This window comes from Paenimyroides baculatum (assembly GCF_008629655.1).
GTDB classification, from domain to species: domain Bacteria; phylum Bacteroidota; class Bacteroidia; order Flavobacteriales; family Flavobacteriaceae; genus Flavobacterium; species Flavobacterium baculatum.
The window spans coordinates 124,111-139,813 of sequence record NZ_VWSG01000009.1 but is presented as its reverse complement, the minus strand read 5'-3'; the positions used below and the strand labels follow the sequence as shown (position 1 = coordinate 139,813).

The 15,703-nt window shown below is 34.9% G+C and carries 15 protein-coding genes; 12 read left to right on the top strand and 3 right to left on the bottom strand.

Annotated elements, in window-relative coordinates:
* From F0460_RS16320 to F0460_RS12410, 7 genes are all read left to right on the top strand, one after another.
* The coding region (locus F0460_RS16320) for a hypothetical protein (protein WP_223810815.1) at positions 1–457 on the top strand (457 nt) is incomplete at its 5' end.
* A gap of 63 nt (positions 458–520) precedes the next feature.
* Entirely contained in the window at positions 521–2,038 is a 1,518-nt protein-coding gene (locus F0460_RS12435; RefSeq protein WP_190304149.1) for a hypothetical protein, read from the top strand.
* Positions 2,039–2,451: 413 nt separating this feature from the next.
* Complete coding sequence (locus tag F0460_RS12430; RefSeq protein ID WP_150013690.1) at positions 2,452–2,937, top strand: hypothetical protein; 486 nt, start codon at positions 2,452–2,454, stop codon at positions 2,935–2,937.
* Between the two features lie 196 nt (positions 2,938–3,133).
* Complete coding sequence (locus F0460_RS12425) at positions 3,134–4,405, top strand: chloride channel protein (RefSeq protein WP_150013688.1); 1,272 nt, start codon at positions 3,134–3,136, stop codon at positions 4,403–4,405.
* Between the two features lie 45 nt (positions 4,406–4,450).
* The gene (locus F0460_RS12420; RefSeq protein ID WP_150013686.1) at positions 4,451–5,053 is read left to right on the top strand and encodes a Crp/Fnr family transcriptional regulator; all 603 of its coding nucleotides are present in this window, start codon (positions 4,451–4,453) and stop codon (positions 5,051–5,053) included.
* A 245-nt stretch (positions 5,054–5,298) separates the two neighbouring features.
* Positions 5,299–6,297, top strand: coding sequence for a UDP-3-O-(3-hydroxymyristoyl)glucosamine N-acyltransferase (gene lpxD / locus F0460_RS12415; protein WP_150013684.1), 999 nt, complete (start codon positions 5,299–5,301; stop codon positions 6,295–6,297).
* A gap of 307 nt (positions 6,298–6,604) precedes the next feature.
* Positions 6,605–7,246 carry an outer membrane beta-barrel protein gene (locus F0460_RS12410; RefSeq protein ID WP_150013682.1) on the top strand — a complete coding sequence of 214 codons (642 nt, stop codon included), beginning with the start codon at positions 6,605–6,607 and terminating at the stop codon, positions 7,244–7,246.
* A 73-nt stretch (positions 7,247–7,319) separates the two neighbouring features.
* On the opposite strand, the gene gcvP is transcribed toward F0460_RS12410, so the two are convergent.
* Positions 7,320–10,169: an aminomethyl-transferring glycine dehydrogenase gene (gene gcvP, locus F0460_RS12405; protein ID WP_150013680.1), complete on the bottom strand. Its 2,850-nt coding sequence runs from the start codon at positions 10,167–10,169 to the stop codon at positions 7,320–7,322.
* A gap of 107 nt (positions 10,170–10,276) precedes the next feature.
* On the opposite strand from gcvP, the gene F0460_RS12400 reads away from it, so the two are divergent.
* Genes F0460_RS12400 through F0460_RS12390 form a run of 3 tightly spaced genes read left to right on the top strand, consistent with a single transcriptional unit; the run spans position 10,277 to position 13,616 of the window.
* Positions 10,277–11,110 (top strand): UbiA prenyltransferase family protein, encoded by an 834-nt coding sequence (locus F0460_RS12400; protein WP_150013678.1) that lies wholly within the window; start codon positions 10,277–10,279, stop codon positions 11,108–11,110.
* Positions 11,111–11,117: 7 nt separating this feature from the next.
* Positions 11,118–12,092 carry an XAC2610-related protein gene (locus tag F0460_RS12395; protein WP_150013676.1) on the top strand — a complete coding sequence of 325 codons (975 nt, stop codon included), beginning with the start codon at positions 11,118–11,120 and terminating at the stop codon, positions 12,090–12,092.
* Positions 12,093–12,110: 18 nt separating this feature from the next.
* Positions 12,111–13,616 carry a hypothetical protein gene (locus tag F0460_RS12390; protein ID WP_150013674.1) on the top strand — a complete coding sequence of 502 codons (1,506 nt, stop codon included), beginning with the start codon at positions 12,111–12,113 and terminating at the stop codon, positions 13,614–13,616.
* Here the strand turns inward: F0460_RS12390 and F0460_RS12385 are convergent.
* Positions 13,613–14,020 carry a hypothetical protein gene (locus F0460_RS12385; RefSeq protein WP_150013672.1) on the bottom strand — a complete coding sequence of 136 codons (408 nt, stop codon included), beginning with the start codon at positions 14,018–14,020 and terminating at the stop codon, positions 13,613–13,615. The two genes, F0460_RS12390 and F0460_RS12385, sit on opposite strands and share 4 nt — an antisense overlap.
* Before the next feature lie 155 nt (positions 14,021–14,175).
* Here F0460_RS12385 and F0460_RS12380 point away from each other — a divergent pair, with 155 nt between their 5' ends.
* A complete protein-coding gene (locus F0460_RS12380; RefSeq protein WP_150013670.1) occupies positions 14,176–14,565 on the top strand; it encodes a hypothetical protein in 390 nt (129 codons plus the stop codon).
* A 34-nt stretch (positions 14,566–14,599) separates the two neighbouring features.
* Here F0460_RS12380 and F0460_RS12375 read toward each other — a convergent pair whose 3' ends face one another.
* Positions 14,600–14,992 carry a hypothetical protein gene (locus tag F0460_RS12375; RefSeq protein WP_150013668.1) on the bottom strand — a complete coding sequence of 131 codons (393 nt, stop codon included), beginning with the start codon at positions 14,990–14,992 and terminating at the stop codon, positions 14,600–14,602.
* Between the two features lie 91 nt (positions 14,993–15,083).
* Here F0460_RS12375 and F0460_RS12370 point away from each other — a divergent pair, with 91 nt between their 5' ends.
* Positions 15,084–15,686 carry an alpha-ketoglutarate-dependent dioxygenase AlkB family protein gene (locus F0460_RS12370; protein ID WP_150013666.1) on the top strand — a complete coding sequence of 201 codons (603 nt, stop codon included), beginning with the start codon at positions 15,084–15,086 and terminating at the stop codon, positions 15,684–15,686.
* Positions 15,687–15,703 lie beyond the last annotated feature (17 nt).

The following is a 15,703-nucleotide window of genomic DNA, read 5'->3' as shown; positions in this document are numbered from 1 at the left end:
GTCCTTTACAAAATTCTCTGCTGATTTCTTTTTTGGTGTTGCCATAATTAAAGTTACATTTTTTTATGAAAACACTCCTTTAGTTTCTTTTATAAAATGTCTACTTTTTGCTGACGATTTACATCAGCAGGAAAATTTAGTTTACCGATCCGGGCATATCTTACTTCTTAAAAGTATGTTCCAGCATTTGGTACTCGGACTGTTATATCAAAAAGTGCAGTATGTTCCTGCTATGTACAGTTGCAAATACCTTATGCAGTTATTGGAAGCCTTTCTACCGGAGGTTTATAACGTATGTGTGCAGACTGATGATGTACAGCAAATTCTTGATCTGTTAAACACTTCAATGTCTTTTTTTCCCAGACCCGTTGGTGAACTGCCGGTACATGATCAGTTGGTTTTTACGAAAGCCTTGTGTCTTTGCGAGAAGTTGTATAATCAGGCACAATGTGAATAACACATTGAATATAATAACAATCTTATTATCAATTAAACCCACTATTAATTTTAAAATATATAAATGATGGAAACGAAAAAAGAATTATTTAAAAAGGTAGATTTTACTAAAAAACTACAAAACGGACTGTTAACACTGGTTAGTCAAAAGTTGCTTTGCATCGCATGGTATGGCCATGCTGTCAGCAATAAAAAAATAAAAATACTGTGGCTGTATGTAAAAAACAAAAAGGAAGCCGCTGCTGTTTTTTCTGATCAAAACAGGGCAGTATTTTTTGCAGATAAAGAGGTGCTTGTTGTATTATTGGACGAACACGATGTAACGAAACATAAAAAGATCGACAGTCCTTTTATACATTTAAGCCTGACTAAAGCAGAAGTACTATATACAGACGATGAAACCGCAATGCCTTCGGACTATTACTTCTGGGAATACTTCAAAAAATTTAAAGAACGGTATATTGAAAGACAGCAGCTCTTAAAATCGTACACCGATGATTTTATAAAAGATGAATTAGAAGGAAGCTGCTACTTGTTCCTTAAAGGTTACGAAAAAGAACTGGAAACATTGGAGCTTTTATTCCTAGGGGCTGTAAATGATAAAGGCAGCTTAACAGAACGGTTACTCATTATTGAAAAAGTATGCCCATTATTGAAATCGGTATTTGTTAAACAAGATACCGATACTTTTTATCTGCTTGAACAGCAAAGCCTTTCAGACGCGGGAATTTATGATGACTGGGGAAAAGCACTTAAAAAAGCACAAAAGAAGATAAAGAACATTGTATTGCAAATATTTGATGAATTGGATAAGAACAAAAAAATAGTCAGTCTGCAACAACAAGATACAGTTCCATTTAAATATTCAGATCATTTAAAACAGCTGCAATCTAATGAAGTGGTCGAAGAAATATTCCTGTTCCACGAAACAGTAAGCTATTTGGATAACAAAACGGTGCGCTGCTTCTATCTGTTGCTGATTACGAAAGAAAAAGTTTCTAAAACATTAAAAGAAATTATCAGGGAAATAGAAACAGCAGACGATGAGGTTCAGTTCGCAATAATTGCCCACAACCGCTTTTACATACAGGATAAAGTCTATTATCAACAAGGCTTTTATAAAAAGGTGTGCAAATCCAACAACAGAATCTATACGTCGGGATATCACCCTGCCATCCATTGGCAGAACACTTGGTATCCGGAATTTAACGATAATATGCTTGACATTAAATATTCATCTGACAATATTGAAAATTTTGTAGCTACAGCAATACTCTCAGCAAATGAACCTCTAGTTACCTCGTCAAAGCATTTGCGTAAGTGCTTCATATACATGTTGCAGGTGCATATTCTGTATCATTTAGATTACGTACCAAACTCTAAAAACATCAACACCTTGTTGCAATTGGTACGGTATACCGGTAAAACAACGGAAGAATTTGAACAACTAGTACAAAAGATCAAACCACTACTTTTTAATGATGACGCGGGTAAAAATAAAGTAAGGAAAAAAAATATAAGATTAGAAGGGCAGATGCTGCAAAACCTGCAGGCGTTTTTTAAATTAATAAACTTAGCATAAGCTGATTGGTACCTTAATCAAAAATTGTATAAGTGTATCTGTTGTGGAAAAATAAATAACTGAATAATTTAGTTTTAAGATTAATTATATAATGTATTAAGGGTATAGTTCACTTTTATATAGTAACAGTTCGCTACCAAATTTAGTTGTAATTTTATACTGTACACCTACAAAAATTTAGATCAAGTGTAGTGTGTCATCGAATAAATTAAAAAATAGTAACAATAATATAAAGGAATTCATAACAGCCAGCCACTGAAAAAGTAAAGTTTTCTACTAAAAAAGTGTGGCTGTGAAATTTTAATGAATACTCTGTTACAAGATTCTAAAAACATATCCACCATAAAAACACTTTTCTACAAAAGCTTTTTTAAGTACTTTTACCGCAAATTTATATCTAATCTAAATAAAAAATGAAAAAAATAATATTATCAGGATTATTGGTGTTAGGTGCATCTTTTGCATCGAACGCGCAATGTAGTACTTTAACAAGTTTGAATGAAAATTTTGATGCTTGGAAAAAAATCGACAAATGTTGGAATGCAGAATCTGGTAAATCAATGCTTTACAACAGTGAAGGTAAAATCACTTTTTATTCTATGATGAGTTCTGGCGAAAGAATGATCTTGTCAACACCTAAAATGAAAGCGGGAACTTATAAATTAACGCTTGATATTTCTAAAAACTCGGGTGATGCTTCATTAGAATTGTTCTCTATCGGTTCAGTTTCAGATGCTAAATCGTATGTGTCTATTTCAAAACCATCGGCAATTACAGGTACTAAAAAATCGTACACGATTAACTTGAAAAACGATGCACATTTAGGTTTTAAAGTTCTTTTAAACGGTATACATCAGGCAGTTTATATTGATAATTTAGTATTAAAAGCTGATAAATAATCAAAAGCTAAATATCGTTTAAAAATATAATCCACTAATCGCAATAGGTTAGTGGATGTTTTTTTTTGTCAATTTTTTAATAAAAAGTAATTTTTATGATCGTAATCATAAAAAACAACATCACAGGTAGTGTAAATTTGCTGAAAATAAAATTATAATTTAAAAACAGAGAAGCAATGCTTCTCTTTTTGCGTATATGAACAATAGTATCGTTACAAAGAAAAATATTGTGTGGGTAAAGTGGAGCCGCATTGTGTATTGTGCTGCATTAGTAGGAATTATCGTTGGGTTAATCACGCTGATGTTTAAAAACTTAGTAGAAGAATATGAACATTTGCTTTTTAACAAAGCAGAGAATTTTAAACTGTTTTTCTTTATTTTTCCGCTGATTGGCTTGGTAATTATCCATTTTTTAAGAACCTACGTTTTCAACAAAAAAAAGAACAAAGGAATTTCCGAAGTGCTGGAAGCCGTGCGCGAAAGCAAAAAACTACCGCCTTACAAAGTGCCTTCACATTTCTTCAACGGATTTTTAACGGTGGTTTTTGGCGGAAGCACGGGCATTGAAGTTTCAACCGTAGTGGCAACAGCAGCTTTGGGAGATATGGCGTCACAAAAAGATCCGATCTTTAAAAAATACCGCAAAGAATTTATAGGCTCGGCAATTGCATGTGGCGTTACGCTTTTGTTTTGCAGTCCGTTGGCAGGTTTGTTTTTTTCGTATGAAACCATTGGCAAACAAAAAACAAAAGTCTTTTGGGTAACGCATCTGGTAAGCGTTGGTTTTGCTACATTAATCATTTTCTTAATGAATGTTACGCCTGTTTTTAATTTAGGAAATCACGAAACGGTTATACATTATCAGGCAATTCCGTTTTTTATTGCATTAAGTATTTTTGCAGGCTGTTATGGGGTGTACATGACCAAGGTGGTGACTTTTGTAAAGAAAAACAACTTTTTAGATTTTAGTCCGTACCTTCAATTACTCGCCGGTGGTGTACTTTTAGGCTGTGTGTTGTTTGTTTTTCCGCAACTGTATGGCGACGGATATCATGCAATAGAAAGCATCATTCATCATAACAGTATGTTTGTTTCGGTAAGTTTCTGGCTTTTGCTCGGAGCATTGCTTTTAAAACCTTTCGCAACCGGATTTACGCTGAAATTAGGTGGCGATGGCGGTGTTTTTGCACCAAGTATTTTTGGCGGAGCCATTATGGGGGCTTTGGTTGGATTTATCGTTCAAAAGTACTTTTTTGCCGATGCCCAACTGATTAATTTTGTGGTTTTAGGTGTAGCTTTAACCGTTGCAGCAACTTTGCACGCGCCGTTTACAGCCTTGTTTTTAACTTTCGGAATTTTTAATTCGTATGCACTGTGGCTTCCGTTGGCGGTTTTGGTGTTTATCAGTTTTTACATATCTAAAAAAATATTTCCTTATACGGTTTATACCTTGGCGTTGAAAAAGTAAATTTTTGCAATAACTGCCTATCTTTGTAATTCATTTAAGAATACAATGATTAAAATCGATTTGATATTAAGTTGTGGTGGAACATTGCGAAATGTGGTTAAAAATGAACTGATTTTTAAGGCAGGGCATTTTCCAACGTATTATTATCAGGTGGTTGAAGGCAAGGTGAAGATGAACAATTACAGCGACGACGGTAAAGAATTTATTCAGGAAATCTTTACTGCAGGTCGCAGTTTTGGCGAACCACCGCTTTTTATCAATGAACCTTATCCGGCAAACGCCATTGCTATTTCGGCTGGTGTAGTGGTGCAGATTAAGAAATCGTTGTTTGATGAAATGCTGTACAAATACCCCGTAGTTTCTGTTGAAATAAACCGTAGTTTAGCTCGCCGTCTGTATTATAAAACAATCATGGCGCCCGAATTGTCATCGCAAAATCCTGAAAAGCGTTTGCTGAAGCTGTTGCATTATCTTAAAGAACAATCCGGAACAAAAACCGATTTTTTCATGGTAGAATTATCGCGCCAACAATTAGCAGATTTAACCGGCTTACGGGTGGAAACCGTTATTAGAACCATAAAACATCTGGAAAAACAAGGCTGTCTAAAGATTATTGAAGGAAAGATTTATCTAGAGAAAATGTTTTAATTGCAAAGTATCATTCTTCACAAAATTATTTAATTATCGATTCAACGAGTCATACTGAACTGGTCACTCAGCTTCGATTACTGAGCTTCGGTTACTGAGCCTGTCGAAGTACCGAACTGCCACCCGTTCGAGCGAAGTCGAGAACTAAAACACAAAAAGTAAAAACCAATTTAAAATAAAATAGGAATTTTAAAGTTATTATAGTTTATTTGATGTGTAAACAGCTAAAAAACAAGAACAATATAATGAAATCGTATTCTATTTTTGAAATAAACGATATTTTAAAGGGAACCATTATTGGATCAACCACACAAAATATTACCTATACCGAAGAACTTACCCGAGCAAAACAGTCCGACATCTCTTTTATCGGAAACAAAAAATACGAAAAACTATGGCAATCATCTGCAGCCAGCGTAGCGGTTGTAAATAAAGATATTTCTATTGAACCGGGCGAAAACCGAGCATTCATTCAGGTACCCGATGCCGATTTAGCTATGAGTCAGATTTTGGAATTGTTTGCTTCGCCAATGCCCGAATTTTCTGTTGATATTCACCCAACTGCGGTGATCCATGATTCTGTAAAAATTGGTAATGGAGTAAAAATAGGAGCAGGTTGTTATGTTGGTCCACGTACCGAAATTGGCGACGGAACCATCCTGTACCCAAACGTAACCGTTTTAGACGACTGTATTATCGGCAAACAAACCGTAATCTGGTCGGGAACGGTAGTGCGTGAACGTACTAAAATAGGTCATCAGTGTATCATTCATCCAAATGCGACAATTGGTGCCGACGGTTTTGGCTTTCGTCCATGTGCCGAACGTGGTTTGGTAAAAATCCCACAAATCGGTGATGTAGTGATTGGAAATCAGGTCGAAATTGGCGCAAATGCCTGTGTAGATCGCGGTAAATTCAGCTCAACCATTATTGGCGACGGCTGTAAAATCGACAATCTGGTGCAAATAGGGCACAACAGCGAATTGGGCATGTTCTGTATTATGGCAGGTAACAGCGGTTTGGCGGGATCGGTTAAATTAGGCAACGGCGTAATTATTGGTGGTAGTGCATCTATTAAAGACCATACAACCATTGGCGACCGTGCCGTTATTGGTGCAGGTTCCGGTGTAACAGGCGATGTAGAAGCCGGTAAAACCATGTTGGGCTACCCGGCGTTAGAAGCACGCGATACCCTAAAACAATGGGCTATTATGAAACGTTTGTTAAACGAGAGTAAAAAATAAAATACATAGAAACTAATAAAAACCTCCCGAAGAAATTCGGAAGGTTTTTGTTTTATAAGTTAAAATTGTTGCTTTTGAGTAATTATTCTACAGATGTAGTTTATAGGAACTTACCTAAAAATAGTTACGAAATATTTTTTATATACTTTTTGTAATTGGTGTAAAACCTTGATAACATAAGTGTTTTGTATAGTATAATAACATCTGTTATCTTATCCTCTATATATGCTAACTGCTTTATTAGTGGCGGTAAGGCTTAATTCTTGTAATTCTTTTAAAACTTACAATATTTATAAAGAATAATTATATGCGTTTTATCATCATTTTATCTCTGTTTTTCTTATCATTCAATGTTGCACAGGCACAGCAGTTTAATAATTTTTCATTAGAAGTAGGAGGGGGAGCTCATTTTCCTTTCAATCCAAAAGACTCAAAAGATCAGACAAGTCTATCCAATTATATTTCTATGAAACAGTTTCAGGTTTCGGGACGGTATATGTTCAATGAAAAAATTGGACTGAAAGGGCAGTATGCCTACTTCTATTTCCAAGATAAAGAAAATCATTTAAATAAATCAGCAATGCACAAAGTTACGCTTGAAGCTGTTTATAATTTGGGAAATGCACTGAATTTTAATTATGCTTTTCAAGAAAGATTTACATTATTGCTGCATGGTGGTGCCGGAATTTCGTTCCTGAAACCGAAAGAAAGTTACGATTTTGAAAAAATAGGAAATCTGCAATTAGGTATTACCCCTATGGTAAAAATTAGTAATCAGGTTTCTTTTTATATGGATGTAACACCTGTGTTAAATTTAATGCAGCACTATTCTTACGGAGGTGAGCTTCTTAATGCTGAGCACAAAGCGCAAAGCGGTTTCTTCTTAACAGCAAATGCAGGATTTGTATTTTACTTAGGAAATAGAAACCAACACGCAGATTGGTACTAAAAAGAGTTGTCATATATTTAATAAAAAACTCCCGAAGAAATTCGGGAGTTTTTTGTTGTATATAAAAAAGCAATTACGCTTCCATATAAGCTTCGATAGGAGCACAAGAACAAACAAGGTTTCTGTCTCCATAAGCATCATCAACTCTGCGTACGCTTGGCCAGAATTTGTTTTCTGACACATACTCTAATGGATATGCTGCTTTTTCACGAGAATAAGGTAGTTCCCAAGTTTCGGCAGTTAACATAGCTAAAGTATGTGGTGCATTTTTCAATACGTTGTTGGTATCTTCAGCCGTTGCAGCTTCAATTTCTTTACGAATTGAAAGCATTGCATCACAAAAACGATCTAATTCTGCTAAATCTTCACTTTCTGTTGGTTCAATCATCAACGTTCCAGCAACAGGGAAAGAAACCGTTGGTGCGTGGAAACCGTAATCCATTAAACGTTTAGCGATATCGGTAACTTCAATACCTTTTGCTTTAAACATACGGCAGTCAATGATCATTTCGTGAGCCGCACGTCCGCGTTCTCCAGAATACAATACTTCGTATCCTTCGCTTAAACGCGCTTTCATATAGTTAGCATTCAAGATCGCTGTCATGGTAGATTGTTTCAAACCATCGGCACCTAACATCGAAATATATCCGTAAGAAATCAAACAAACCAAAGCCGAACCGTAAGGAGCTGCCGAAATTGCCGTGATTGCGTTATCGCCACCTACTTTAATAACCGGGTTTGTTGGTAAAAATTCTACTAAATGCTGTGCCACACAGATTGGACCAACACCAGGACCACCACCACCGTGAGGAATTGCAAAGGTTTTGTGTAAGTTTAAGTGACAAACATCGGCACCAATTGTAGCAGGATTTGTCAATCCAACCTGTGCGTTCATATTTGCACCATCCATATAAACCTGTCCGCCGTTTGCGTGGATCAAGTCTGTAATTTCAATGATCGATGATTCGTAAACTCCGTGTGTCGAAGGGTAGGTAATCATTACACAAGATAAATTGTCTTTATGTAATTCTGCTTTCGCTCTTAAATCTTCCACATCGATATTTCCTTCTTCAGTCGTTTTAGTAACAACTACCTTCATACCAGCCATTGCAGCCGATGCAGGGTTTGTTCCGTGAGCCGATGCAGGAATTAACGCAATGTTTCTGTGACCTTCGCCACGAGATTCATGATACGCGCGAATAACCATTAAACCAGCGTATTCACCTTGTGCGCCAGAGTTTGGTTGTAACGTGGTACCAGCAAAACCGGTAATTACGTTTAACTGCTGCTCTAATTTATGCAACATGGTTAAATATCCTTTGGTTTGATCTGCCGGAGCAAATGGGTGGATATTGTTCCAGTTAGGATTGCTTAAAGGCAACATTTCTGCTGCTGCATTCAACTTCATTGTACAAGATCCTAAAGAAATCATAGAATGGTTTAATGCCAAATCTTTACGCTCTAACTTTTTAATATAACGCATCAACTGAGATTCAGAATGATGTGTGTTGAAGACGTCATGCTCTAAGAAAGCTGATGTTCTTTCTAGTTTTACAGGAACCAATGCTTCTTGAGAAAGTTCGGTAACTGCAGTGAATGATTTTCCGGCAACTTCGGCAAAAATACCGATAACCGTATTAATATCGTTTATAGAAATAGTTTCGTTTACAGAAATAGAAACCGTATTTGCATCAGCATAATAGAAATTGAATTCTTTAGCTTCGGCAACCGCTTTTACTTTAGCAGCATCGGCTTTTATCAAGATAGTATCAAAATACGCATCGTTCAATTGCTCAAAACCTAATTTGGTTAATTCGGTTTCAATAGTAACTGCTTTTGCGTGTGCTTCGTTTGCAATGCGGCGTAAACCTTTTGGTCCGTGAAAAACCGCATACATACCCGCCATAACGGCCAATAAAACCTGCGCAGTACAAATGTTCGATGTTGCTTTTTCGCGTTTAATATGCTGCTCACGCGTTTGTAATGCCATACGCAATGCACGGTTTCCGTTGGTGTCTTGAGAAACACCAATGATTCTACCCGGCATAGAACGTTTGTATTCTTCTTTAGTTGTGAAGAAACCAGCGTGTGGCCCACCAAAACCTAACGGAATACCAAAACGCTGTGTTGTACCAACAACAACATCGGCACCCATTTCGCCCGGAGATTTTAAACGAGCTAACGATAAAATATCAGCTGCAACAGCTACTTTAATGTCTTTTGAATGAGATTTGTTTATGAAATCTTCATAATCGTGAACCTGACCGTATTTACCGGGATATTGTAAAATTGCAGCGAAAAAATCATCTGTAAACTCAAATGTTTCGTGGTTTCCAACAACAACTTCAATACCAATTGGCGTAGAACGTGTTTGTAAAACCGATAACGTTTGAGGTAAAATTTCTTCTGAAACAAATAATTTGTTGGTATTGTTTTTCTTTTGATCTCTTGTACGAACATCAAACAACAATGCCATAGCTTCGGCAACTGCAGTAGATTCGTCTAATAAAGATGCGTTAGAAATTTCCATTCCCGATAATTCAATTACGGTAGTCTGGAAATTCAATAAAGCCTCTAAACGTCCTTGTGCAATTTCAGCCTGGTAAGGTGTGTACGCAGTGTACCAACCCGGGTTTTCAAAAATATTACGTTGGATAACAGCCGGAACAATCGCTTCATTATATCCTAAACCAATCATTGATTTGAATACCTTGTTTTGTGCGCCTAATGCCGTAGCATGTGCCAAATATTCGTATTCTGTAAGTGCCTGATCTAAAACGATGTCTTTCTCTAAACGGATTTTGTCTGGAAAAGTTTCGTATAACAATTGATCCATATCTTTCACACCTACAGTGTCAAACATATATTGTAAGTCGGTTGCTCTAGGACCAATATGTCTTAAAGCAAAAGCATTTGTCTTCATCTGCTATTAATAAAATTATAGTTGTGTTTAAAGAAAGCAAAAATACAACTAATATTTGATTAATTTTACGGGAGATAAAAAATAAAGTTTGTGAATAGCAACAAGTTATGCAGCAGCAGAGTAATAGAAATATAACGCGTTTTTTTGATTGGTATTTGCACGCAAGTCTGCATGTGGCGCTGGCTACAACGGCATTGGTGCAAATGACTTTTTATTTTTGCTTTTTACCTTTTAATACCGCCATTACCAGCCTGGTGTTTTTTGGAACCGTTTTTAGCTACAACTTTATAAAGTACGCACAGGTTATTGCCAAAAAAAAGGAACTGACACTGTTTTTAAAAAGTATTTTAGCATTAAGCGTTATTAGTTTTGTAATTGCGGTAATAAGTTTTTTCTTTTTGAATTTAAAGGCGCAATTGCTCACTGTTTTCTTTGGATTGTTGTGTGTTTTATATGTAATTCCGCTGGCAAAATCGAAGACGAATCTGCGGAACTATGCGGGCATAAAAATCTATATTGTATCGTTGTGCTGGGCGGGTGTTACTACTTTATTGCCGATTGTAAATGCCGATCAAAGTATAGAAAATGATATTCTTTTTAAGTTTTTACAGCGGTTTATTCTTACACTGATTCTGATTCTTATTTTTGAAATTAACGATTTAAAGTACGATGATATCCGACTGAAAACCGTTCCGCAGACAATAGGCGTTTTAAAAACAAAATACTTGATTGGTTTGTTGCTGATTCCGTTTTACTTTCTCGAATTTTTAAAAGTAAATTATTACGGAAACCAATGGATTATCAACTTGATTTTAGTTTGTGTAATTGCGTTATTTACGTATTATGCGAATCCGAATCGGTCAAAATATTACACGCTTTTCTGGGTAGAAAGCATTCCTGTTTTATGGTATTTGTTGATTATTTTGTTTAACTTTCTATAAAAATTTCATGAAAAAGTTGTTGCTTGTTTTACTATTGATGCCTTTTTTTGCATTAGCGCAAGAATCGTATGATTTAATTGATTTTTCGGATGAATTTTCCGGAAAAATTATTGTTGATGACAATCAGGAAAATTCCGATTTGGAAACCAATTGTACGTTGAATATCTATCAAAAGAAGAATGGAAAACTTGTTTTCTCTAAACCAGCTTTTTATTCAGAATACGATTTTGAAGATTCTAAAGTAAAATCGAACATTCAACAAATTCCTTATGGCGAACAAAGCATTTTAATTTACGAAGATTTTAATTTCGACGGAAAAGAAGATATTGCACTGCGAACCGGAAATTACAGTTGTTACGGTGGTCCGTCGTTCGAGATTTATCTGGCAGACAAAAACGGGTTTACTTACAATGAAAGTTTTACCGAATTAGGATCAAACTACTGCGGAATGTTTACGGTTGACGATGAAAAAAAACAGTTGCAAACAATGACAAAGAGCGGTTGTTGCTGGCATCAGTTTTCAACGTATGTGGTAGAAAACAATCAGGCGGTTCCTATAGAAATTATAGAAGAATCGTATTCTGGTATTTTTGCTGACTATTCGGTTCAAAAACGTGTGAACGGTAAAATGGTTACAAGCGGTTATCAGAAATTTGCTGAAGGAAATGAAACTGAATTTACAATGGTTTTTGAAAACGGCAAAAAAATGCACTTAATGGGCATTTATGGCGATGAACATTTGGGATATATTTTTACCAATGCGGATGATGTTGTAGAATTATTTATTGATGCAGATTTTACGTATATTAAAGTCAACGAAACGTTAACGTTCAAAAATAAAAATACTACTTACATTGTTTCAGAAAAAGAAATTATTGTAAAAGACGGTGGTAAAAACTATATTTTGAATAAAATAAAAGAAACCACCGGATCTTTCAAAAAAATAAAATGGAACAGTTTTAGCAATGTCAGCTTTAAGTAAAACTACAACTTTAAAATTATGTTTAAAAAAATAGCTTTGTGTCTGTTGGTATTGCTGAATTTCTCAGTATTTGCAAGCGAATGTTACCATTATCATACATCGGTTCAGTATAAAATTGAAACTGCAAAAAGTGGTGTGTTTCTGGTTTGTAATACTGTTGATCCAAACGGTGTAAGTATTTCAGAGTCAAAAAAGGTGAAATTATCTTTAATTCCGCAAGACGACTGGGTTGTAGAAAATACAGGAGGTGATTTTATATTGCTATCAAACAAAAACGCGTATTTTATATTAAATGCCGACAGTTATAATTTTGAGCAGAATCAACCTTTAAAGATTTTCGATAAAAACGAAATTACATCTACTTTTAACGGAAATATGTTCCTGAAAAATAACGAATGGATTCATGTTAGTTATAACGATTTTGATAAGAAAGTAACTCGAAAAAAGATTGCAAACCTTCCTCCCGATGCGGATCTTTTTGCAAAAACACCCACTAACGGCTATTTGCTAAAGAATAAACAGTCTGTTTATACCTGTGTTTTTACAAATAACGATGTTGAGGTTTTAAAAGTGCCGAATATCAACGCTTCAAACGCACGTTTTATAGCACCCGAATATTATTTAGACAATTATTTTTTGTTCGATAACGATACTTTTTATTTAACAAGCAGCAGTTTAGATTTGAATAATGATGTTACGAATGAATTTAAAGAATTGGGTTTTTCAGGCGATTTCACAACTTTAGAACATGTCAACAGCGGATTTCTAACCGGTTTTTATGATGTGAAAGAAAATACGTTTTGGAGCTATGTTGAAGCAGGGATTTCTTTGGAAGACAGTCCAGACACTCATTTTTATCCGATCGAAAATGCACAGCTAACCGGTAATAAAATGTTTGTAGTTGTTAACGGAAAATATTACAACCACAGCTGGAATGCGGTTTATGAAACCGGTGAAATAAACACATCAAACCCTTCTTTTCTTGAGAAACTGGAATTGTTTCCAAATGATATTTATTACGACGGATCTGTTTATTACCGCTTTAATTATGACAGCAATACATTTGTTCCCGTTGATTATCTGCAAGGAGCAATCGCATTTTATAACGGTGTAAACAGTTATCAGCACGGAACATCTTCTTTCTTTTTAATGCAGAAAGGACTGTATGTTTTTAATGGCGAAAACAGTGTAAAAAAGCTGACCGATATAAACGGAGAAGTTAAAGATCTTTCTGTTGGATATGCTTTTGATAATCAACTTTTTATTGATGATGAATTGATTACAACTCCAACCGATTTTAATTCGATAGCATTTGCAGGCAGTTTGGTAGATGTACAGTCACCTTGCGATGGCGGTCGCGGACAAATACCAGTTGTTGTTCATTATTACCACTTTTTTAAAGATAAAAACGGCTTGTACGTTTACAGTACCGAGCGTAAAACCATTGAAAAAGTAACCGATGAAAATGTAGCAAGCAATTTTGAAACTATGCAGCAGTGGTTGCAAAAGAACAAAAAAGTTTAAGCGGCACGTTCTAAATGCGTAATAATCTGTTCAATTTCAACCGCCTTTTTCAACTGATTTCTCAATAAAAAGTCGCCGTATTTTTTCTGATGATTTTCAATAGTTCGGTTTAAGTGGGTTTTAAAAAGCAGGCTGTAATGTTTTTTGCTGTGTTCTTCAATCAGTTCGTAGCAACATTTTACCTCGTCAATATTTTGTTGGGTTATTTCGGTTTTAGATAAACTTTGAAGTAAATTATTCAGATAATTTTCCTTCTCGAATTCCAAACTGTTCAATTTGTCCTGATACACTTTGATAGTCGTTTCATCATTAATTTCTAACCAAGTAAGTTTTTCTAAATTGCAGTTTACAATTTTTAAATTCAACTGCAATAATTCGTACTGATGTCTGTAATATGTAATCATGTTTTCTTCTTTTGTTCAAATTTCCTGATTTGAAATGACGTTGTTTGTCGTTAAATGATTGTGATGTGTTAAATTTTATAAATTAACATTTTTAATAACAGTACGTAAAGGGTAAGCTGTATATTTAGACAATTAACTAAACAAAATGTACTATTATGACCGAAAATTATTTTCAATCAACAGACGAAAGTCAAAATTTTATCAATTATTTTAAAGCCGTAAACGCTACTTTTTTAAACGAAAACGTAAAGGCATTATTCATTGTAAAAGCACATGAAAAAGTGTATCTGAAATCGGTTTTTACAAAAGAAGAATATTTAAACAAGTTCACTTTTGTAACCACTTTTACCAATTTGGATATGGTGGTTGATACGCTTGATTGCGATGAAAACCCTGAAGGAAAACTTTTTCAGGAAAATTTACCAAACGAACAGTTAATCGATTTTTTTGTGAACTTGGACGAAGAATGTCTGGTGCAGATTTTTGACAGTGAATTAATATCGATTCCGTTTATATCAGAACATTATCAAATGGAAGTATTCTAAAACACAAAAAGCAACTCAAACCGAGTTGCTTTTTTTATTTTTCAAATTCCAGAACAGGTTGATCTGAAACCTCTGGTGTACCTGGCTGAACTGTACGTGTTAATCGCAATTTGTTATCTGATAAATTAACTTTGTAATATCCGGGAAATTCAGGATAATTAACCAAAATAGTTTCAGCATTTAACCAAAGATATCCAAAAGTTCCTTCTTGGCTAACATAAGCATGTTCACTGTTATTGGTCATTGAAATGTTTGTGGCATCAATATTCCAAACAACCGAACCTTTTTCAATCTGCGGTAATTCGGGTACAAAACCAAGATAAGCAGTCATTTTCCATTCGCCAGAAATTTCAGCACGCTTAAAATTCTCTTCACTGGTGCATGAAAACAAACTAATAAATGCAAATAATAAAATAAGTTTTTTCATAAGTTTAAATTTTAATTGAATAGATTAATGATATAATTTTATGAAGATACAAAAAATCGAAATTAAGTATCTTTGCCTAACAATTGATAACATGGATTTATTTACAAACAACGCTGCGACCGATAATTTATTGCCTTTTGATGGCGAAGTTATTTACCATGGAATTTTGTTGGATACCAATGAAGCCGATTATTTTTTCAATGTTTTGATGCAGAAAATTGAGTGGTATCACGATAAATCAATTATTTACGGAAAAGAAATCATTACCAAACGAAAGGTTGCCTGGTACGGATCTAAAGATTTTTCGTACACTTATTCAGGTTATACACGCATTGCAACACCTTGGATTGAAGAATTACTAGCATTAAAACAATTGATTGAATTATATACCGACAGTATGTACAATTCTTGCTTGTTGAATTTGTATCACAGCGGGGAAGAAGGTATGGCATGGCACAGCGATGGCGAAAAAGATTTGGTTGATAACGGTTCTATTGCGTGTTTAAGTTTGGGTGCACAACGACGTTTTGATTTTAAACACAAACAGTCGGCAGATAAAAAACAGTTCGATTTGCCAAATGGTTCGTTAATTGAAATGAAAGGCGAAACTCAAAAGCATTGGTTGCACAGAATTGCTCCGACAAAAAAAGTAACCGAGCCAAGAATTAGTTTGACTTTTAGACAGATAAAATGATTGGTGACTGATGCTTG